The sequence below is a fragment of the Streptomyces sp. KLMMK genome, assembly GCF_036961605.1.
GTDB classification, from domain to species: domain Bacteria; phylum Actinomycetota; class Actinomycetes; order Streptomycetales; family Streptomycetaceae; genus Streptomyces; species Streptomyces telluris.
The window spans coordinates 30,878-49,650 of the sequence record NZ_JBAMDC010000025.1 but is presented as its reverse complement, the minus strand read 5'-3'; the positions used below and the strand labels follow the sequence as shown (position 1 = coordinate 49,650).

Annotated in this window: 30 protein-coding genes and 1 pseudogene; 2 read left to right on the top strand and 29 right to left on the bottom strand. The window is 67.1% G+C overall.

Features of this window, described 5'->3' with window-relative positions; translation table 11 throughout:
* Positions 1 to 302, top strand: a pseudogene (locus V7793_RS07740) (hypothetical protein); the annotation flags it as partial.
* A gap of 148 nt (positions 303 to 450) precedes the next feature.
* Positions 451 to 2,571: a glycosyltransferase family 4 protein gene (locus tag V7793_RS07735; RefSeq protein WP_336003584.1), complete on the top strand. Its 2,121-nt coding sequence runs from the start codon at positions 451 to 453 to the stop codon at positions 2,569 to 2,571.
* Positions 2,572 to 2,622: 51 nt separating this feature from the next.
* On the opposite strand, the gene truA is transcribed toward V7793_RS07735, so the two are convergent.
* From truA to rplD, 29 genes are all read right to left on the bottom strand, one after another.
* Positions 2,623 to 3,477: a tRNA pseudouridine(38-40) synthase TruA gene (truA, locus tag V7793_RS07730; RefSeq protein WP_336003583.1), complete on the bottom strand. Its 855-nt coding sequence runs from the start codon at positions 3,475 to 3,477 to the stop codon at positions 2,623 to 2,625.
* A gap of 78 nt (positions 3,478 to 3,555) precedes the next feature.
* On the bottom strand, positions 3,556 to 4,020 hold the full coding sequence (gene rplQ, locus V7793_RS07725; RefSeq protein ID WP_030368392.1) for a 50S ribosomal protein L17: 465 nt from the start codon (positions 4,018 to 4,020) through the stop codon (positions 3,556 to 3,558).
* Between the two features lie 162 nt (positions 4,021 to 4,182).
* On the bottom strand, positions 4,183 to 5,205 hold the full coding sequence (locus V7793_RS07720) for a DNA-directed RNA polymerase subunit alpha (protein ID WP_004946635.1): 1,023 nt from the start codon (positions 5,203 to 5,205) through the stop codon (positions 4,183 to 4,185).
* A 133-nt stretch (positions 5,206 to 5,338) separates the two neighbouring features.
* The gene (rpsK, locus tag V7793_RS07715; protein ID WP_003948617.1) at positions 5,339 to 5,743 is read right to left on the bottom strand and encodes a 30S ribosomal protein S11; all 405 of its coding nucleotides are present in this window, start codon (positions 5,741 to 5,743) and stop codon (positions 5,339 to 5,341) included.
* Between the two features lie 104 nt (positions 5,744 to 5,847).
* Positions 5,848 to 6,228, bottom strand: a complete 381-nt coding sequence (rpsM, locus tag V7793_RS07710; RefSeq protein ID WP_030368393.1) for a 30S ribosomal protein S13 — start codon at positions 6,226 to 6,228, stop codon at positions 5,848 to 5,850.
* Positions 6,229 to 6,405: 177 nt separating this feature from the next.
* Positions 6,406 to 6,519, bottom strand: a complete 114-nt coding sequence (gene rpmJ / locus V7793_RS07705; RefSeq protein WP_003956441.1) for a 50S ribosomal protein L36 — start codon at positions 6,517 to 6,519, stop codon at positions 6,406 to 6,408.
* Between the two features lie 59 nt (positions 6,520 to 6,578).
* Complete coding sequence (gene infA / locus V7793_RS07700; RefSeq protein WP_003956442.1) at positions 6,579 to 6,800, bottom strand: translation initiation factor IF-1; 222 nt, start codon at positions 6,798 to 6,800, stop codon at positions 6,579 to 6,581.
* Between the two features lie 152 nt (positions 6,801 to 6,952).
* Complete coding sequence (gene map / locus V7793_RS07695; RefSeq protein WP_336003579.1) at positions 6,953 to 7,801, bottom strand: type I methionyl aminopeptidase; 849 nt, start codon at positions 7,799 to 7,801, stop codon at positions 6,953 to 6,955.
* A 93-nt stretch (positions 7,802 to 7,894) separates the two neighbouring features.
* Complete coding sequence (locus V7793_RS07690; RefSeq protein ID WP_336003577.1) at positions 7,895 to 8,551, bottom strand: adenylate kinase; 657 nt, start codon at positions 8,549 to 8,551, stop codon at positions 7,895 to 7,897.
* Positions 8,551 to 9,864, bottom strand: coding sequence for a preprotein translocase subunit SecY (secY, locus tag V7793_RS07685; RefSeq protein WP_058046819.1), 1,314 nt, complete (start codon positions 9,862 to 9,864; stop codon positions 8,551 to 8,553). Before secY ends, V7793_RS07690 begins: the two co-directional genes overlap by 1 nt.
* A 202-nt stretch (positions 9,865 to 10,066) precedes the next feature.
* Positions 10,067 to 10,522, bottom strand: coding sequence for a 50S ribosomal protein L15 (gene rplO / locus V7793_RS07680; RefSeq protein WP_336003574.1), 456 nt, complete (start codon positions 10,520 to 10,522; stop codon positions 10,067 to 10,069).
* Between the two features lies 1 nt (position 10,523).
* A complete protein-coding gene (rpmD, locus tag V7793_RS07675; protein WP_058046820.1) occupies positions 10,524 to 10,706 on the bottom strand; it encodes a 50S ribosomal protein L30 in 183 nt (60 codons plus the stop codon).
* A complete protein-coding gene (rpsE, locus tag V7793_RS07670) occupies positions 10,706 to 11,308 on the bottom strand; it encodes a 30S ribosomal protein S5 (RefSeq protein ID WP_030368399.1) in 603 nt (200 codons plus the stop codon). The genes rpmD and rpsE overlap by 1 nt, the downstream gene beginning before the upstream one ends.
* Positions 11,309 to 11,354: 46 nt before the next feature.
* Positions 11,355 to 11,738 carry a 50S ribosomal protein L18 gene (rplR, locus tag V7793_RS07665; protein WP_058046821.1) on the bottom strand — a complete coding sequence of 128 codons (384 nt, stop codon included), beginning with the start codon at positions 11,736 to 11,738 and terminating at the stop codon, positions 11,355 to 11,357.
* Between the two features lie 3 nt (positions 11,739 to 11,741).
* Positions 11,742 to 12,281 carry a 50S ribosomal protein L6 gene (rplF, locus tag V7793_RS07660; RefSeq protein WP_030368401.1) on the bottom strand — a complete coding sequence of 180 codons (540 nt, stop codon included), beginning with the start codon at positions 12,279 to 12,281 and terminating at the stop codon, positions 11,742 to 11,744.
* 22 nt (positions 12,282 to 12,303) lie between these two features.
* Complete coding sequence (rpsH, locus tag V7793_RS07655) at positions 12,304 to 12,702, bottom strand: 30S ribosomal protein S8 (RefSeq protein ID WP_058046822.1); 399 nt, start codon at positions 12,700 to 12,702, stop codon at positions 12,304 to 12,306.
* A 209-nt stretch (positions 12,703 to 12,911) separates the two neighbouring features.
* Positions 12,912 to 13,097, bottom strand: a complete 186-nt coding sequence (locus V7793_RS07650) for a type Z 30S ribosomal protein S14 (protein ID WP_030368403.1) — start codon at positions 13,095 to 13,097, stop codon at positions 12,912 to 12,914.
* Positions 13,098 to 13,102: 5 nt separating this feature from the next.
* On the bottom strand, positions 13,103 to 13,663 hold the full coding sequence (gene rplE, locus V7793_RS07645; protein WP_030368404.1) for a 50S ribosomal protein L5: 561 nt from the start codon (positions 13,661 to 13,663) through the stop codon (positions 13,103 to 13,105).
* The gene (rplX, locus tag V7793_RS07640) at positions 13,663 to 13,986 is read right to left on the bottom strand and encodes a 50S ribosomal protein L24 (protein WP_336003569.1); all 324 of its coding nucleotides are present in this window, start codon (positions 13,984 to 13,986) and stop codon (positions 13,663 to 13,665) included. The genes rplE and rplX overlap by 1 nt, the downstream gene beginning before the upstream one ends.
* Positions 13,987 to 13,989: 3 nt before the next feature.
* The gene (gene rplN / locus V7793_RS07635; RefSeq protein ID WP_099199421.1) at positions 13,990 to 14,358 is read right to left on the bottom strand and encodes a 50S ribosomal protein L14; all 369 of its coding nucleotides are present in this window, start codon (positions 14,356 to 14,358) and stop codon (positions 13,990 to 13,992) included.
* 119 nt (positions 14,359 to 14,477) lie between these two features.
* Entirely contained in the window at positions 14,478 to 14,759 is a 282-nt protein-coding gene (gene rpsQ / locus V7793_RS07630) for a 30S ribosomal protein S17 (protein WP_058046824.1), read from the bottom strand.
* Positions 14,759 to 14,983, bottom strand: coding sequence for a 50S ribosomal protein L29 (rpmC, locus tag V7793_RS07625; protein ID WP_030368408.1), 225 nt, complete (start codon positions 14,981 to 14,983; stop codon positions 14,759 to 14,761). Before rpmC ends, rpsQ begins: the two co-directional genes overlap by 1 nt.
* On the bottom strand, positions 14,983 to 15,402 hold the full coding sequence (gene rplP, locus V7793_RS07620; RefSeq protein WP_106677952.1) for a 50S ribosomal protein L16: 420 nt from the start codon (positions 15,400 to 15,402) through the stop codon (positions 14,983 to 14,985). Before rplP ends, rpmC begins: the two co-directional genes overlap by 1 nt.
* A gap of 5 nt (positions 15,403 to 15,407) precedes the next feature.
* Entirely contained in the window at positions 15,408 to 16,235 is an 828-nt protein-coding gene (gene rpsC, locus V7793_RS07615) for a 30S ribosomal protein S3 (protein WP_058046825.1), read from the bottom strand.
* Complete coding sequence (rplV, locus tag V7793_RS07610; RefSeq protein WP_031012097.1) at positions 16,235 to 16,582, bottom strand: 50S ribosomal protein L22; 348 nt, start codon at positions 16,580 to 16,582, stop codon at positions 16,235 to 16,237. Before rplV ends, rpsC begins: the two co-directional genes overlap by 1 nt.
* Before the next feature lie 41 nt (positions 16,583 to 16,623).
* Positions 16,624 to 16,905: a 30S ribosomal protein S19 gene (rpsS, locus tag V7793_RS07605; protein WP_004950443.1), complete on the bottom strand. Its 282-nt coding sequence runs from the start codon at positions 16,903 to 16,905 to the stop codon at positions 16,624 to 16,626.
* 12 nt (positions 16,906 to 16,917) lie between these two features.
* The gene (rplB, locus tag V7793_RS07600; protein ID WP_168092750.1) at positions 16,918 to 17,754 is read right to left on the bottom strand and encodes a 50S ribosomal protein L2; all 837 of its coding nucleotides are present in this window, start codon (positions 17,752 to 17,754) and stop codon (positions 16,918 to 16,920) included.
* A 40-nt stretch (positions 17,755 to 17,794) separates the two neighbouring features.
* Positions 17,795 to 18,118, bottom strand: a complete 324-nt coding sequence (gene rplW, locus V7793_RS07595; RefSeq protein ID WP_030368414.1) for a 50S ribosomal protein L23 — start codon at positions 18,116 to 18,118, stop codon at positions 17,795 to 17,797.
* Positions 18,118 to 18,768 carry a 50S ribosomal protein L4 gene (rplD, locus tag V7793_RS07590; protein WP_120756559.1) on the bottom strand — a complete coding sequence of 217 codons (651 nt, stop codon included), beginning with the start codon at positions 18,766 to 18,768 and terminating at the stop codon, positions 18,118 to 18,120. Before rplD ends, rplW begins: the two co-directional genes overlap by 1 nt.
* Positions 18,769 to 18,773: the final 5 nt, after the last annotated feature.

The window sequence follows — 18,773 nt, the reverse complement described above, 5'->3', positions numbered from 1 at the left end:
ACGGCGGCCTCACCGCCCTGCCCGGGCTCCGGCTGCGCTGCACCGTCCCCTACGACCTGCTGTTCGCCCGCCGCGGCACCGCCCACGACGTCCACCGCCTGGAACTGCGCCCCGCCCCCGCGGAACCGCCCGTCCCGCTCGGCCGTCTCACGGGCGACGGCGTGGACCGCAAGCGCACCGACGTGCACCCCGCGCGCGACCTGGAACACCCGGTGCGGGGTACCGTCGCCGTGCGCCCCGTCTTCGACCCGGAGAACGATCTCACCCTTGACGTAAGCGACGTGACTCAAGCCACAATGTAGCCTCGACAAGCAACCGAAATCCCTCCCAACGGTCTTAACCGACGGATCGGACCGGACCGCAGAAGCATCCGGCCGACAGGGGAGACCCGTACACCCAGGCCAGGGGGAAGGACGGACGCGCCGCCCGTAACGCCGCGCACACACCGCCATGAAGATCTCTTTCCTTTTGCAGAACGCCTACGGCATCGGCGGCACGATCCGCTCCACCTTCAACGTCGCCGGCGCGCTCGCCGCCCGGCACGAGGTGGAGATCGTGTCCATCCACAGGACCGGTGGCACACCCAAGCTCCCCCTGCACCGCAAGGTGAAGCTGGTCCACCTGATCGACACCCGCGCCGAGACCGGCGCCGACCGGGACAACCCGCTCCTGGAGCAGGACAGCGCCCACATCCCGCCCGTCGAGGCCAAGGGCGCGCACTTCAGCGCCCTGACCGACAAGCGCGTCGCCGAGCACCTCGCCCGCACCGACGCCGACGTCGTCGTCGCCACCCGCCCCGGCCTGGTCATGTACCTGGCCGAATTCGGGCAGGAGCGCTACCTGCGGATCGGCCAGGAGCACCGGATCTACGGCACCCACGAGCCGAACATCCGCGCCGCCCAGGACCGCGCCATCCCGCACCTCGACGCCCACACCGCCGTCTCCGACGCCGACGCCGCGACCCACCGCGAGCAGTTCCCCGGCATCAGGACCAAGCTCGTCGCGCTGCCCAACGGCGTCCCCGCCTCCGAGGTCGAGCCCTCCGACGGCACCGCCAAGCTCGTCGTCGCCGCCGGCCGCCTCATCCCCGTCAAGCGCTACGACCTCCTGGTCAAGGCCTGGGTCACCGTCGCCGCCGCCCGCCCCGACTGGAAGCTGCGCATCTACGGCCGCGGCCCCCAGCAGGCGAAGCTGCGCGAGCAGATCGACCAGCTCGGCCTCACCGAGCACATCACCCTCATGGGCCCCCACTCCCCCATCGAGACCGAGTGGGCCAAGGGCTCGATCGCCGCCGTGACCTCCCGCGAGGAGTCCTTCGGCATGACGATCGTGGAGGCCATGAACTGCGGCGTCCCCGTCGTCGCCACCGACTGCCCGCACGGCCCCGGCGAGATCATCAAGGACGGCCACGACGGCCTCCTCGTCACCAACCTCGACAGCGACGCCATCGCCAAGGGCCTCCTCAAGCTCATCGAGGACGACGAGCTGCGGCACGCCATGGGCAAGGCCGCCCTCGTCTCCGCCGAGCGCTACCACCCCGACGCCATCGCCCGCCGCTACGAGGAGCTCATCGAGAGCCTCGGCGGGGTCCGCGACGGCTCCGCCCCGGCAGCGGCGGCCCCCGCGGGCTCCGGCACCGCCGAGCGCAAGCCCGCGCCCGTCCCGCTGACGAAGATGCTGCGCCGCACCGCCGGCAAGATCCTCCGCCCGCTGCGCCGCGGCGTCGCCAAGCCCTCCACCCCGCCGGTGAAGGCCGCGATCAAGGAGATCGTCCGCAAGCCGCTGCGCTGCACCGCCTCCTGCCGCGTCGACGCCGACGGCAACATCCTCGTCTCCGTCGACCGCAAGGGCCTCTCCGGCGAGAAGCTCTCCCTCACAGTCACCCGCCGCAAGGAGGGCAAGCCCGTCGCCGTGCCGCTGAAGGCACCGGCCGGCCCGAAGGACCCGTACACCGCCGTCCTCGACCGCAAGCAGCTGCGCCTGGGCGAGGGCCGCTGGGACCTCCACGTCGTCCGCGGCGACGACGGCGCCCGCCGCCGCGTCGTCTCTCACCTCGCCGAGGGCCGCGGCCTGGTCGAGCTGGAGCCGCTGCCCGACGCGCCCTTCACCTGGTGGGTGCCCTACCCGACGGTCGACGGCTTCCTCGCCCTGCGCGCCTGGAACCGCCCCGTCCACGCCGAGGCCCGCCTCGTCCGCCAGGACGAGACCGCCCTCACCGTCGAAGGCACCCTGCACGGCGCCGAGTTCGCCGACGGCGCCGAGCCGGTCCTCGTCGCCACGCCCCGCGCGGACACGGCCGACAAGGTCACCGCGCAGGTCACCGCCGTCGGCAGCGCGGCCTTCCGCGTGACCGTCCCCTACGCCGAGCTGCGGCACGCCCGCGGCACCGGCGAGGAGAACACCGTCTGGGACCTGGCCCTGCGCCTGACCCCGGACGGCGAGCCGGTCAAGGTGGCCCGCCTCGTCGGCGACATCGTCGACCGCAACAAGACGGACCTGTACCCGAAGGTCGACGGCATCAAGCCGTACTTCACGGTCAACAGCGACCTGGCGGTCAGCTGCCCCGCCTAACCCCGAAACGCAGGTGGGGCCCGGCTTTCGCCGGGCCCCACCTGCGTTTCGTCAGCAGCAACCCGCGCCGGGCAGCGTCCTCTTGTTCCGCGCCGCGATGTTCCGCGCCGCGAGCTCGGAGTCGGCCGGATAGCCGACCTCCTCCAGCGTGAGCCCGTGCGGGCGCACCACGTGCACGGCCGAATCGCGCACCCGCGCCGCCAGCACCTTGCCCGGCCAGTCCACCGGCCGGTGCCCGTCACCCACGAACAGCAGCGCACCCACCAGCGACCGCACCATGTTGTGGCAGAACGCGTCCGCCCGCACGGTCGCCGTGATGACGCCGGAGGCGTCCCGCTCCCAACTCAGCTGCTGCAGCGTCCGGATGGTCGTCGCACCCTCGCGCCGCTTGCAGTAGGCGGCGAAGTCGTGCTCGCCGATCAGCGCCTTCGAGGCCGCGTTCATGGCGTCGACGTCCAACGGCCAGTCGTGCCACAGCACATGACCGCGCAGCAGCGGATCGACACCGCCGTGACGGTCCGTCACCCGGTAGGCATAGCGCCGCCAGATCGCGGAGAAGCGCGCGTTGAACCCGGCCGGCGCCTCGGCGACCTTCCACACCCGCACGTCGTGCGAAAGCCGGCCGGCCAGCCGGCGCAGCAGCTTCTCCTCGTGCTCGGCCCATACCTCGGCCGGCAGGTCGACGTGCGCGACCTGGCCCCGGGCGTGCACTCCGGAGTCGGTACGGCCCGCGACCGTCAGCTCGTACGTCTCCTTGGACCGGGTCACGGTCCGGATCGCGGCCTCCAGCTCGCCCTGGACCGTGCGCTGGCCCTCGCGCTGCTTGGCCCAGCCGGAGAAGTCCTTGCCGTCGTACGAAAGGTCCAGCCGCACCCGTACGTAACCGGGTGCCACCTCGTCACTCACCAGGGGTTCCTCTCAGAAATGCGGGACGGGCCCGCCCCCGGAAAGGGGCGGGCCCGTCACTGACACGCATCAGCGTTGTCAGGCGTCCTTCGACTCCTCGGCCGGAGCCTCGGCGGCAGCCTCGGACTCCTTGACCGCACGCTTGGTGGCGGCCTCGGCCTCGGCGACGGTCGCCTTCTTGGCGATCTCGCCCTCGACCAGCTCGATCACGGCCATGGGCGCGTTGTCGCCACGGCGGTTACCGATCTTGGTGATGCGGGTGTAGCCACCCGGACGCTCGGCGAAGCGCGGAGCGATCTCGGTGAAGAGCACGTGCACGATGCCCTTGTCCGTGATCGTCTGCAGCACCTGGCGACGGTTGTGGATGTCGCCCTTCTTCGCCTTGGTGATCAGGCGCTCGGCGACCGGACGCAGGCGGCGGGCCTTGGCCTCGGTCGTCGTGATGCGGCCGTGCTCGAAGAGCGACTTGGCGAGGTTCGCCAGCATCAGCTTCTCGTGCGCGGCACCGCCGCCCAGACGGGCACCCTTGGTGGGACGCGGCATGGTGTTTCTCCTAGGTGTCTGCCCCGGCCGTATCAGGTACCGGGGTCAGTATCCGAGCGGGCGGTCGCCCGTCGGAGACCCGCGCCCCGTAAGGGGCGCGGGGAACTGCGCGACCAGCCGAAACCGGCCGGCAGCCAAGATCGAGCCGTGAGACCCGAGCTCTTAGTACTGCTCAGTCTCCACGAACCCGGCGTCCGCGTCGTCGTCCGCGCCAAAGGCGTCGGCGGCGGCGGTCGGGTCGAATCCGGGCGGGCTGTCCTTGAGGGCCAGGCCCATGCCGGCCAGCTTCGCCTTGACCTCGTCGATCGACTTCGCACCGAAGTTGCGGATGTCGAGCAGGTCGGCCTCGGAGCGGGCCACGAGCTCACCCACGGAGTGGATGCCCTCGCGCTTGAGGCAGTTGTACGAGCGGACCGTGAGCTCGAGCTCCTCGATCGGCAGCGCAAGGTCGGCGGCCAGGGCGGCGTCCGTCGGGGACGGGCCCATGTCGATGCCCTCGGCGTCGATGTTGAGCTCGCGGGCCAGACCGAACAGCTCGACCAGGGTCTTACCGGCGGACGCCATGGCGTCGCGCGGGCGCATGGCCTGCTTGGTCTCGACGTCGACGATCAGCTTGTCGAAGTCGGTGCGCTGCTCGACTCGGGTCGCCTCGACCTTGTAGGTGACCTTGAGGACCGGCGAGTAGATGGAGTCGACCGGGATGCGGCCGATCTCCTGGCCCACCTGCTTGTTCTGGACAGCGGAGACGTAGCCGCGACCGCGCTCGACGGTCAGCTCCATCTCCAGCTTGCCCTTGGCGTTCAGGGTCGCCAGAACCAGGTCGGGGTTGTGCACCTCGACACCGGCCGGCGGGGCGATGTCGGCGGCGGTGACCAGACCCGGGCCCTGCTTGCGCAGGTACATCACGACCGGCTCGTCGTGCTCCGAGGAGACGACCAGCTGCTTGATGTTCAGGATGAGGTCGGTGACGTCCTCCTTGACGCCCGGCACGGTGGTGAACTCGTGCAGGACACCGTCGATGCGGATGGACGTGACCGCCGCACCCGGGATCGAGGAGAGGAGCGTACGGCGCAGGGAGTTGCCGAGGGTGTAGCCGAAGCCCGGCTCCAGCGGCTCGATCACGAACCGGGAGCGGAACTCGTCGACGACCTCTTCGGTCAGCGAGGGGCGCTGAGCGATCAGCATGCGATGAATCCTTCAGTCATGGACACCCACTATTTGATGTCCCGAGGTATTACAAGGATACGGGCGGTACGGCTCCCAGGAAGGGAAGCCGTACCGCCCAGACCCTCAAGGCAGCAGCCGAAGCCGCGCAGCGTCAGACGCGGCGACGCTTCGGGGGGCGGCAGCCGTTGTGCGGGGTCGGGGTGACGTCCTGGATGGAGCCGACCTCGAGACCGGTCGCCTGGAGCGAACGGATGGCGGTCTCACGACCGGAACCCGGGCCCTTGACGAAGACGTCGACCTTGCGCATGCCGTGCTCCTGCGCACGACGCGCGGCGGACTCGGCGGCCATCTGCGCGGCGAACGGGGTGGACTTGCGCGAGCCCTTGAAGCCGACGTGGCCGGCGGAGGCCCAGGAGATCACGTTGCCGGTCGGGTCCGTGATGGACACGATCGTGTTGTTGAACGTGCTCTTGATGTGCGCGTGGCCGTGAGCGACGTTCTTCTTTTCCTTGCGGCGCACCTTCTTGGCAGCGCCCTGACGACCCTTGGGGGGCATGTCTTACTCCTGATGGAGGGAGGTGGTCGGTCCTACAGCGAAGACCGCTGGAATGCGGCCGACCCGGGGGTTGCCCCCCGGAGCACCGCAGCGTCCGCTGTGGACTACTTCTTGCCCGGCTTCTTCTTGCCGGCGATGGCGCGACGCGGGCCCTTGCGGGTACGAGCGTTCGTGCTGGTGCGCTGACCGTGGACCGGCAGGCCACGACGGTGACGCAGACCCTGGTAGCAGCCGATCTCGACCTTGCGGCGGATGTCGGCCTGGATCTCGCGACGGAGGTCACCCTCGGTCTTGAGGTTGGCGTCCACGTACTCGCGGATCTTGACCAGGTCCTCTTCGGGAAGGTCACGAACGCGGGTGTTCGGGTTCACACCGGTGGCGGCGAGAGTCGCCTGCGACTGGGTGCGGCCGATACCGAAGACGTAGGTGAGTGCAACCTCCACGCGCTTGTCGCGCGGGATGTCAACACCGGAAACGCGTGCCATTCAATGGCTCCAGATGTTCTCGGGGGTCTGACACAGAACCGATCCCGGCCGCCGTACTAGGTACGTTCCGGGTCCCCGGCCCCCGCCGGAGGTGTCGCCAGTGAGCACTGGACGGGTTCTGCGTATGTACGTTTTTGCTCGCGTCGCGCGAAGAAACTGCGAAGTGCAGGTTCTGCGTCAGCCCTGGCGCTGCTTGTGGCGCAGGTTGTCGCAGATGACCATGACCCGGCCGTGGCGGCGGATCACCTTGCACTTGTCGCAGATCTTCTTGACGCTCGGCTTGACCTTCATGGGTGTGAGGTTCTCCGGGTCAGTGCCGTCGCCCCGTACGAGCGGGACGGCGACAAGATCTACTTGTAGCGGTAGACGATCCGGCCACGCGTCAGGTCGTAGGGAGAGAGCTCCACGACGACCCGGTCATCCGGAAGGATGCGGATGTAGTGCATCCGCATCTTGCCGCTGATGTGCGCGAGGACCTTGTGACCGTTCTGGAGCTCCACCTTGAACATTGCGTTCGGCAGAGACTCGATCACGGTGCCCTCGATCTCGATGGCACCTTGCTTCTTGGCCACGCTTCGCCTTTCGAATCGGCTACCTTGATCAACTCTCGTATGTGCGTGCCATCGGTACGAAGGCATGCGGATACACGAGAGCCGACGCGTCAGTCTACGTCAGGGCAACCCGAAAGACTAATCCAGGGGTGACTGCCCAGCCGCAGTGATCCTTATGCGGCGCCCCGGGCGAGCGGGTCCGGAGCCGCGGTGACCCCGTATTCCGCCAGCTTCGCCTTGCCGCCGTCGACCGCCGTCAGGACCAGCGGCCCTTCCTCCGTCAGGGCGACGGAGTGTTCCCAGTGGGAGGACCAGGACATGTCGTCCGTGAGGACCGTCCAGTCGTCCTCCAGGACGTGCGTACGGGCCGTGCCGAGGCTCACCATGGGCTCGATGGCGATACAGAAGCCCGGGACGAGCTTGGGGCCCTTGCCGCGCTTGCGGGAGACGTAGTTCAGCAGGTGCGGGTCCATGTGCATCTCGGAGCCGATGCCGTGGCCGCCGTAGTCCTCGATGATCCCGTACTTCCCGGAGGCCGGGCGGGGCTGGCGGCGGATGTAGCCCTCGATCGCCCGGGAGATGTCCACCAGGCGGTTGCCGTTCTTCACGGCGGCGATGCCGGCCCACATGGACTCCTCGGTCACCCGGGAGAGCTCCAGCAGCTCCGGAGCGTGACCGGTGCCCACGAAGGCCGTGAAGGCCGCGTCACCGTGCCAGCCGTCGATGATGGCGCCGGCGTCGATGGAGATGATGTCGCCGTCCTTGAGGACGGTCTTCGTGTCCGGGATGCCGTGGACGACGACCTCGTTCACCGAGGTGCAGATGGTGGCGGGGAAGCCGCCGTACCCGAGGAAGTTCGACTTCGCGCCGTGCTCGGCGATCACCTTGCGGGCGACGTCGTCCAGGTCCTTGGTCGTGGCACCGGGGACGGCCGCCTCCCGGGTGGCCGCGTGCACGGCGGCGACGACCAGGCCGGCCTCGCGCATCTTCGCGATCTGCTCGGCGGTCTTGATCTCGACCATGGGATGCCTTCCTGGGTCTTACGGTCCAAATGCTCAAACAAACACTACGGCCGCGGTGCCCCGAAGGGCACCGCGGCCGTAGTACGTGCCATGTCAGGCGGCTTCGCGCTCCAGCGCGGCCATCGCCCGCTCCGTCACCTCGGCGACCTTGCCGAGGGCCGGGATCGTCACCACGAGGCCCTGGGCCTTGTAGTAGTCGATGATCGGCTCGGTCTCCGTGTGGTAGACCTCCAGCCGCTTGCGGACGGTCTCCTCGCGGTCGTCCTCGCGCTGGTACAGCTCACCGCCGCACGTGTCGCACTCACCCTCGGTCTTCGGGGGGTTGTAGATCACGTGGAAGATGTGGCTGCTGTCCTTGCGGCACATCCGGCGACCGGCGATCCGCTTGACGACCTCGTCCTCCGGGACCTCCAGGTCCAGGACGGCGTCCAGCTTGAGGCCGCCGGCCTTGAGGATGGCGTCCAGCGCCTCGGCCTGGGCCAGGTTGCGCGGGAAGCCGTCGAGCAGGAAGCCGCCGGCGGCGTCCTCCTTGCCCATGCGGTCCTTGGCCATGCCGATGGTGACCTCGTCCGGCACGAGCTGGCCGGCCCGCATGTACTCCTGGGCCTTCTGGCCCAGGGGCGTGCCCTGGCTGATGTTCGCCCGGAAAAGGTCGCCCGTCGAGATGTGCGGGATCGCGAGGTTCTTGGCGAGGTACGCGGCCTGCGTACCCTTGCCGGCGCCGGGCGGCCCGACGAGGACGATTCGCATCAGCGGAGGAACCCTTCGTAGTTGCGCTGCTGAAGCTGGCTCTCGATCTGCTTCACAGTCTCCAGACCGACACCCACGATGATCAGGATGCTGGTTCCCCCGAACGGGAAGTTCTGGTTCGCGTTGAGTGTGACCAGTGCCACCGTGGGCACCAGGGCGATCAGGCCCAGGTAGAGAGAGCCCGGCCACGTGATGCGGTTCAGCACGTAGCTCAGGTACTCCGCGGTGGGACGACCCGCCCGGATGCCCGGGATGAACCCACCATACTTCTTCATGTTGTCGGCAACTTCTTCGGGGTTGAAGGAGATGGCGACGTAGAAGAAGGCGAAGAAAACGATCAGCAGGAAGTAGGTGGCCATGTAGATCGGGTGGTCACCCTTGACCAGATTGGCGTTGATCCAGTTCGCCCAGCCCGCCTTGGAGCCGGTGAACTGCACGAGCAACGCCGGAATGTAGAGCAGCGACGAGGCGAAGATGACGGGGATCACGCCCGCCTGGTTCACCTTGAGCGGGATGTAGGTGGACGTACCGCCGTAGGAACGGCGGCCGATCATGCGCTTGGCGTACTGCACGGGGATCCGGCGCTGGGCCTGCTCGACGAAGACGACGAGCGCGACCATCGCGAGACCGCACAGGATGACCAGGGAGAACTCCAGCCAACCGCCCATCAGGCTGCCCTGGAGCTTGATCGCCCAGAGAGAGCTCGGGAAACCGGCGGCGATGGAGGTGAACATCAGGATCGACATGCCGTTGCCGATGCCGCGGTCGGTGATGAGCTCACCGAGCCACATGATCAGCGCGGTACCGGCGGTCATGGTGATGACCATGACGACGGTGGTGAAGATCGACTGGTTGGGAACGATCTGGTTCCCGACGGTGCAGCCCCCGAACAAGGCACCGCTGCGGGCCGTGGCGACCAGGCCGGTGCCCTGAAGGATCGCAAGAGCCACGGTCAGATAGCGCGTGTACTGCGTGATCTTCGCCTGACCCGACTGCCCCTCCTTCTTGAGGGCTTCCAGCCGTGGAATGACGACGGTCAGGAGCTGCAGGATGATGCTCGCCGTGATGTACGGCATGATCCCGAGCGCAAAGATCGTGATCTGCAGCAGCGCGCCACCACTGAACATGTTCACGAGGCCGAAGAGGCCCTGACCGCTCTTGGTCTGGTCCATGCACATCTGGACATTGCGGTAGTCGACTCCCGGCACCGGTACGTGCGCACCGAGTCGGAAGAGCACCATGATGCCCAGCGTGAACAGCAGCTTCTTGCGCAGGTCGGGCGTCTTGAACGCCCGGGCGAACGCGGTGAGCACGGTGCCTCCTGCGCCTCTCACGTTGCCACGCGAGAGGTGACGGTCTTGAGGATCGACGAATACTTATCAGTCAAAATCCGCGCGGACACAGGCCGCGCGGAGGTTAACAGTGCACGCCACCTTACCGGCGACCGTGCCCCCCTTGGAACGACCAACCGGGGATGCCCCTTTTGGGACATCCCCGGTTGTCAGTTCAACGAGCTCAGACGAGCTCGGTGACGGTGCCGCCGGCAGCGACAATCTTCTCCTTGGCGGAGCCGGAGACGGCGTCAACCGAAACCTGCAGCGCCACGGAGATCTCGCCCTGGCCCAGGACCTTGACGAGCTGGTTCTTACGAACCGCACCCTTGGCGACCAGGTCGGCCACCGTGACCTCGCCACCCTGCGGGTAGAGCGCGGCCAGCTTGTCCAGGTTCACGACCTGGAACTCGGTGCGGAACGGGTTCTTGAAGCCCTTGAGCTTCGGCAGGCGCATGTGGAGGGGCATCTGCCCACCCTCGAAGCGCTGCGGAACCTGGTAACGGGCCTTGGTGCCCTTGGTACCACGACCTGCGGTCTTACCCTTGGACGCCTCACCACGACCCACACGGGTCTTGGCGGTCTTGGCGCCCGGGGCAGGACGGAGGTTGTGGACCTTCAGCGGGTTCTGCTCCGCCATGTCAGTCGACCTCCTCAACCGTCACGAGGTGGCGGACGGTCTGCACCATGCCGCGGATCTCGGGACGGTCCTCCTTGACAACCACGTCGTTGATCTTCTTGAGACCAAGCGAACGCAGGGTGTCGCGGTGGTTCTGCTTGCTACCGATGTAGGACTTGACCTGCGTGACCTTGAGGCGAGCCATTACGCACCCGCCCCTGCACGCGCCCGCAGCAGAGCGGCGGGAGCCACGTCCTCCAGCGGCAGGCCACGACGGGCGGCGATCTCCTCGGGACGGGAGAGTCCCTGGAGGGCCGTCACCGTGGCGTGCACGATGTTGATCGGGTTCGAAGAACCGAGCGACTTCGACAGGATGTCGTGAACGCCGGCGCACTCGAGCACGGCACGCACCGGGCCACCGGCGATAACACCGGTACCGGGGGAAGCCGGCTTGAGCAGGACGACGCCCGCGGCCTTCTCGCCCTGGATCGGGTGCGGGATGGTGCCCTGGATACGGGGGACCTTGAAGAAGTTCTTCTTGGCCTCTTCCACGCCCTTGGCGATGGCAGCCGGAACTTCCTTGGCCTTGCCGTAACCGACACCCACGGTGCCGTCACCGTCACCCACCACGACGAGCGCGGTGAAGCTGAAGCGACGACCACCCTTGACAACCTTGGCGACGCGGTTGATCGCGACTACGCGCTCAACGTACGCGGTCTTCTCGGCGGCAGCGCCACCGTCGCGACCCTTCCGGTCCCGCCGCTCGCCGCCACCGGCACCGCTTCCGCGGCGCTGGGGTCCAGCCATTGGATTTACCTCTCTCTGTTACGTCCGCTAGCTCCGGAACCGGGGCTTAGAACTTCAGCCCGGCTTCGCGGGCGGCGTCCGCCAGAGCGGCAATGCGCCCGGCGTACTGGTTGCCACCGCGGTCGAACACGACGGCCTCGACGCCGGCGGCCTTGGCGCGCTCGGCGACCAGGGCGCCCACCTTCGTGGCCTGGGCGCTCTTGTCGCCCTCGCCACCGCGGATCGACGCGTCCAGGTGGGACGCCGACGCCAGGGTGTGACCCTTGATGTCGTCGATCACCTGGGCGGTGATGCCACGGTTGGAACGCGTCACGACCAGGCGCGGACGCTCGGCCGTACCCGACATGTTCTTGCGGATGCGGATGTGGCGGCGCTGCTTGGCGGCGCGCTTGTAAGCATCGCCCTTGGCGATCTTCACACCGTATGCCATGGCTTACTTACCAGCCTTTCCGACCTTGCGGCGGATGACCTCGCCCGCGTACTTCACGCCCTTGGCCTTGTAGGGGTCGGGCTTGCGAAGCTTGCGGATGTTGGCGGCAACCTCGCCGACCTTCTGCTTGTCGATGCCCTCGACGCTGAGCTTGGTGGGGGACTCGACCTTGAAGGTGATGCCCTCGGGGGCCTCGATCAGAATCGGGTGGCTGTAGCCCAGGGAGAACTCCAGGTTGGAGCCCTTCGCCTGGACGCGGTAACCGACACCGCTGATCTCAAGAGCCTTGCTGTAGCCCGCGGTCACGCCGGTGATCATGTTCGCCACCAGCGTGCGGGACAGGCCGTGCAGGGCCTTGTTCTGACGCTCGTCGTTCGGACGCGAGACGACAAGGGTGCCGTCCTCGGCCTTAGCGATCTCGATGGGCGCGGCAACGGCGTGCGTGAGGGAACCCTTGGGGCCCTTCACGTGCACCGTACGGCCATCGATGGTGACGTCCACACCAGCGGGAACCTGGATGGGCAGCCGTCCAATACGCGACATTGGCTATTCCTCCGTTCCCTGGTTACCAGACGTAGGCGAGGACTTCCCCACCCACGCCCTTCTTGCTGGCCTGCTGGCCGGTCAGGAGACCGTGGGACGTGGAGATGATCGCCACGCCCAGGCCGCCGAGGACCTTCGGCAGGTTGGTGGACTTTGCGTAGACACGCAGGCCCGGCTTCGAGATGCGCTTGATCCCGGCGATCGAGCGCTCGCGGTTCGGACCGAACTTCAGGTCGATGACGAGGCTCTTGCCGACCTCGGCGTCCTCGACCTTCCAGCCGGCGATGTAGCCCTCCTGCTGCAGGATCTCGGCGATGTGCGCCTTGATCTTGCTGTGGGGCATGGCCACGGAGTCGTGGTAAGCCGAGTTCGCGTTCCGCAGACGGGTCAGCATGTCTGCGATCGGATCGGTCATGGTCATGTTTGGCCTTCGGCCTCTCTCGCCGTGGTTTCCTATCTGCGCCATCCCTCTCCCCGAACAGGGTCGGGGCGGGTGCGGCGCGGGGACCTACGGCGTAGTAAGACGGTCATGGGCGGCGGGCACCCAACCCTTCAACTCTACGCGAGTGAAGAGTCGGGCCCCACCGTCCTTGATGCTTACCGAGAGTCCTGGTCAACCCAAGTGGGTTGTTACCAGGAGCTCTTGGTCACGCCCGGCAGCTCGCCACGGTGAGCCATCTCACGAAGGCACACGCGGCAGAGGCCGAACTTGCGGTACACGGAGTGCGGGCGGCCGCAGCGCTGGCAGCGGGTGTACGCGCGCACACCGAACTTGGGCTTGCGAGCAGCCTTGGCAATAAGAGACTTCTTCGCCATCTCGCTTACGCCTCCTTGAACGGGAAGCCGAGGTGACGAAGGAGGGCGCGGCCCTCGTCGTCGTTGGTCGCCGTGGTCACCACGGTGATGTCCATACCCCGGACGCGGTCGATCTTGTCCTGGTCGATCTCGTGGAACATGACCTGCTCCGTGAGACCGAAGGTGTAGTTGCCCCGACCATCGAACTGCTTCGGGGACAGACCACGGAAGTCGCGGATGCGCGGCAGCGCGAGCGACAGGGTGCGGTCCAGGAACTCCCACATGCGGTCACCACGGAGGGTGACGTGGGCGCCGATCGGCTGGCCCTCACGCAGCTTGAACTGCGCGATGGACTTGCGAGCCTTGGTGACGGCGGGCTTCTGGCCCGTGATCGTGGTGAGGTCGCGGATGGCGCCCTCGATCAGCTTGGAGTCGCGGGCGGCGTCGCCCACACCCATGTTGACCACGATCTTGGTGAGGCCGGGAACCTGCATGACGTTCTCGTACGAGAACTCCTCACGCAGCTTGCCGACGATCTCTTCGCGGTAGCGCAGCTTGAGACGCGGCGCGTTGGTGGTGGCAGTCATCAGATGTCCTCACCGGTGCGCTTGGCAACGCGGATCTTGTTGCCGTTGTCGTCGAAGCGGTAACCGACGCGGGTGACGACCTTCTTGCCGTCCTTCTCCACGATGAGCTGAACGTTGCTCACGTGGATCGGGGCCTCGGTCGTGACGATGCCACCGGTCTTGGAACCACGGGCGGTCTGGCCGGCCTTGGTGTGCTTCTTGACCCGGTTGACACCCTCGACGAGAACACGGTTCTCAGCGGGGAAGGCCTGAACGACCTTGCCCTGCTTGCCCTTGTCCTTACCGGTGATGACCTGGACCAGGTCGCCCTTCTTGATCTTCATCGGTTACAGCACCTCCGGCGCGAGCGAGACGATCTTCATGAACTTCTTCTCGCGCAGCTCTCGGCCCACGGGGCCGAAGATACGGGTGCCGCGGGGGTCACCGTCGTTCTTGAGAACGACAGCGGCGTTCTCGTCGAAACGGATGTACGAGCCATCCGGACGGCGGCGCTCCTTGACGGTGCGAACGATGACGGCCTTGACGACGTCACCCTTCTTCACGTTGCCACCGGGGATCGCGTCCTTGACGGTGGCGACGATGACGTCACCGATGCCCGCGTAGCGGCGACCCGAACCACCGAGAACACGGATGCAAAGGATCTCCTTGGCACCAGTGTTGTCGGCGACCCGAAGTCGCGACTCCTGCTGGATCACGTCTATCTCCTGATCGTCTGCCGGTTCCCGGCGGGGGCCTCACGGTGTTTATTCAAAACAGCCCTGAAGCCCCACGCCGAGCCTGGCGGAACTTATCCGAGGGGAAACCCCCTCAGAAATTACTTGGCCTTCTCGAGGATCTCGACGACGCGCCAGCGCTTCGAGGCGGACAGCGGACGCGTCTCCATCAGGAGGACGCGGTCGCCGACGCCGGCAGCGTTCTGCTCGTCGTGCGCCTTGAGCTTGTTCGTACGGCGGATGACCTTGCCGTACAGCGCGTGCTTGACGCGGTCCTCGACGGCGACGACGACGGTCTTGTCCATCTTGTCGCTGACGACGAGACCCTCACGGGTCTTGCGGAAACCGCGGTCGTTCGTCTCAGTCACATTCTTCTCGCTCATCAGGCGCTCTCCACCGTCTCGATGCCCAGCTCACGCTCGCGCATCAGGGTGTAGATCCGGGCGATGTCCTTACGGACGGACTTGAGCCGACCGTGGTTCTCAAGCTGCCCGGTCGCCGCCTGGAAGCGGAGGTTGAACAGCTCTTCCTTGGCCTCACGGAGCTTCGCGACGAGGTCCTCGTCGTTGAGCTCGCGCAGCTCGGTCGCCTTGATACCAGCGGCCATCACGACTCACCTGCCTCGCGCCGAACAATGCGGCACTTCATCGGAAGCTTGTGCGCGGCGCGGGTCAGCGCCTCACGAGCAACCTTTTCGTTCGGGAAGGACAGCTCGAACATCACCCGACCGGGCTTGACGTTCGCGATCCACCACTCCGGAGAACCCTTACCGGAACCCATGCGGGTCTCGGCCGGCTTCTTGGTCAGCGGACGGTCCGGGTAGATGTTGATCCACACCTTGCCGCCACGCTTGATGTGACGCGTCATGGCGATACGAGCGGACTCGATCTGACGGTTCGTCACGTAGGCCGGGGTCAGGGCCTGGATGCCGTACTCACCGAAGGCGAGCTCGGTGCCACCCTTGGCCATGCCGTTCCGCTTGGGGTGGTGCTGCTTGCGGTGCTTGACCCTGCGAGGGATCAGCATGTCGGTCAGGCCTCCGTTCCGGTGGACTCAGCCGGAGCAGCGGCAGCGGCCTCGGCCTTGGGGGCCTCGGCAGCGGCGTTCTGCTGCGGCTTGCGGCCGCGGCCGCCACGCTCGCCGCCACGGCCACCACGGGCCGGGCGCTCGCCGGCGCCACGGGACGGGCGGTTGCCCGCACGCGCAGCGGCGTTCTCGGCGCGGACCTCGGCGATGTTCTTGACGTCGCCCTTGTAGATCCAGACCTTCACGCCGATGCGACCGAAGGTGGTCTTGGCCTCGAAGAAGCCGTAGTCGACGTTCGCGCGGAGCGTGTGCAGGGGCACACGGCCCTCGCGGTAGAACTCCGAGCGGGACATCTCGGCGCCGCCGAGACGGCCACCGCACTGGATCTTGATGCCCTTGGCGCCGGCCTTCATCGTCGACTGCATGCTCTTACGCATGGCGCGACGGAAGGAGACGCGGGAGGACAGCTGCTCGGCGACGGCCTGGGCCACCAGCTGAGCGTCCACCTCGGGGTTCTTGACCTCGAGGATGTTCAGCTGAACCTGCTTGCCGGTCAGCTTCTCCAGCTCACCGCGGATGCGGTCGGCCTCGGCGCCGCGGCGGCCGATGACGATGCCCGGGCGAGCGGTGTGGATGTCAACGCGGACGCGGTCGCGGGTGCGCTCGATCTCAACCTTCGAGATACCGGCGCGCTCCATGCCCTTCGTCATCATGCGACGAATGGCAACGTCTTCCTTGACGTAGTCCTTGTACAGCTTGTCGGCGTACCAACGGGACTTGAAGTCCGTGGTGATGCCGAGCCGGAACCCGTGCGGGTTAACCTTCTGGCCCATTACCGGGTTCCTTCCTTGCTGCTGACGACCACGGTGATGTGGCTGGTCCGCTTGCGGATCCGGTAGGCACGGCCCTGGGCACGCGGACGGAACCGCTTCAGGGTCGGGCCCTCGTCCACGAACGCCTCGCTGATGTACAGCGACGAAGCGTCCGTGTGGTCGTAGTTGTGCGCGGCGTTGGCAATGGCGCTGTCCAGCACCTTGCCCACCGGCACGCTCGCGGCCTGCGGGGCGAAACGCAGGACCGCCTGAGCCTCCGTGGCGTCCATGCCACGGATGAGGTCCACCACGCGGCGGGCCTTCATGGGCGTGACGCGGATGTACCGCGCCTGGGCCCTGGCTTCCATGGTTGTCCCTTCGGTGTCAGTCATAGTCGTTCGCACCCCGCTTAGCGGCGCTTCGACTTGCGGTCGTCCTTGACGTGGCCGCGGAAGGTGCGGGTCGGCGAGAACTCGCCGAGCTTGTGGCCGACCATCGACTCGGTGACAAACACCGGGACGTGCGTCTTGCCGTTGTGCACCGCGAGCGTGTGGCCGAGCATGGCCGGCACGATCATGGAGCGACGGGACCAGGTCTTGATGACGTTCTTGGTACCAGCCTCGTTCTGAGCGTCCACCTTCTTGATGAGGTGTCCGTCGACGAAGGGTCCCTTCTTGAGACTACGCGGCATCTAAACCCGCTCCTAGCGCTTCTTGTTCGTCTTGCGGCGGCGGACGATGTACTTGTTGCTCGCCTTCTTGGGAGAACGAGTACGACCCTCCTTCTGACCCCACGGGGAGACCGGGTGGCGACCACCGGAGGTCTTACCCTCACCACCACCGTGCGGGTGGTCAACCGGGTTCATCGCGACACCGCGGACGGTCGGGCGAACGCCCTTCCAGCGCATGCGGCCGGCCTTGCCCCAGTTGATGTTCGACTGCTCGGCGTTGCCGACCTCGCCGACCGTGGCGCGGCAGCGGACGTCGACCAGGCGGACCTCGCCGGACGGCATACGCAGGTGGGCGTACTGGCCCTCCTTCGCCAGCAGCTGCACGGAGGAACCGGCAGAGCGGGCGAACTTGGCGCCACCACCGGGACGGAGCTCGATCGCGTGGATCGTGGTACCGACCGGGATGTTGCGGAGCGGGAGGTTGTTGCCCGGCTTGATGTCGGCCCCGGGGCCGTTCTCAATCCGGTCGCCCTGGTTCAGCTTGGCCGGGGCGATGATGTAGCGCTTCTCGCCGTCTGCGTAGTGCAGGAGCGCGATGCGCGCGGTGCGGTTCGGGTCGTACTCGATGTGAGCGACCTTGGCCGGCACGCCGTCCTTGTCGTGACGACGGAAGTCGATCACACGGTAGGCGCGCTTGTGGCCACCGCCCTGGTGACGGACGGTCACACGACCGGTGTTGTTACGGCCGCCCTTGCTGTGCAGGGGGCGGACCAGCGACTTCTCCGGCGTGGACCGCGTGATCTCGACAAAGTCGGCGACGCTGGAGCCACGACGGCCCGGGGTCGTCGGCTTGTACTTGCGGATACCCATTTCTCAGTCCTCGTCCGATTCCGGACGATCCAGACCGCCCTTAGGCGGTCGGACCGCCGAAGATGTCGATACGGTCGCCCTCGGCGAGGGTCACGATGGCGCGCTTGGTGTTGGCGCGCTTGCCGAAACCAGTCTTGGTGCGCTTGCGCTTACCCTGACGGTTGATCGTGTTGACCCCGGTGACCTTGACCGAGAAGACCGCCTCGACGGCCTGCTTGATCTGGGTCTTGTTGGCGCGCGGGTCGACGATGAACGTGTACTTGTTCTCGTCCAGCAGCGCGTAGCTCTTCTCGGAGACAACCGGCTTGACCAGGAGGTCGCGCGGGTCCGAGAACGTCTTGCTGGTGACGACGGCCTCAGTCATCAGGCCTCGCTCCCTTCGGTCTCAACGGCCTTGGGGCCAGACACGAAGGACTCGAAGGCGGCCTGGGTGAAGACCACGTCGTCGGAGACGAGCACGTCGTACGTGTTCAGCTGGCCCGGCTCCAGGATGTGAACCTGGGGCAGGTTGCGGGCGGACAGCCACGCGGCCTCGTTGGCACGCTCGACGACCAGGAGCAGGTTCTTCCGCTCGCTGATCTTGCCGAACAGGCTCTTCGCGGCCTTGGTGGACGCCGCACCCTCGACCACGTCGGAGACGACGTGGATGCGGGAGTGACGCGCGCGGTCCGAGAGGGCACCGCGCAGGGCGGCGGCCTTCATCTTCTTCGGGGTGCGCTGCGAGTAGTCACGCGGCACGGGACCGTGCACGACGCCACCACCGGCGAACTGCGGCGCGCGGGTCGAACCCTGACGGGCGCGACCGGTGCCCTTCTGGCGGTACGGCTTCTTGCCACCGCCGCGGACCTCGCCACGGGTCTTGGTCTTGTGCGTGCCCTGACGGGCAGCGGCCAGCTGCGCGACGACGACCTGGTGGATCAGCGGAACGCTGACCTTCGCGTCGAAGATCTCCGCGGGGAGCTCGACGGTCCCGGCCTTGTCGCCTGCCGGCGAAAGGATGTCAATGGTGCTCATCGTTA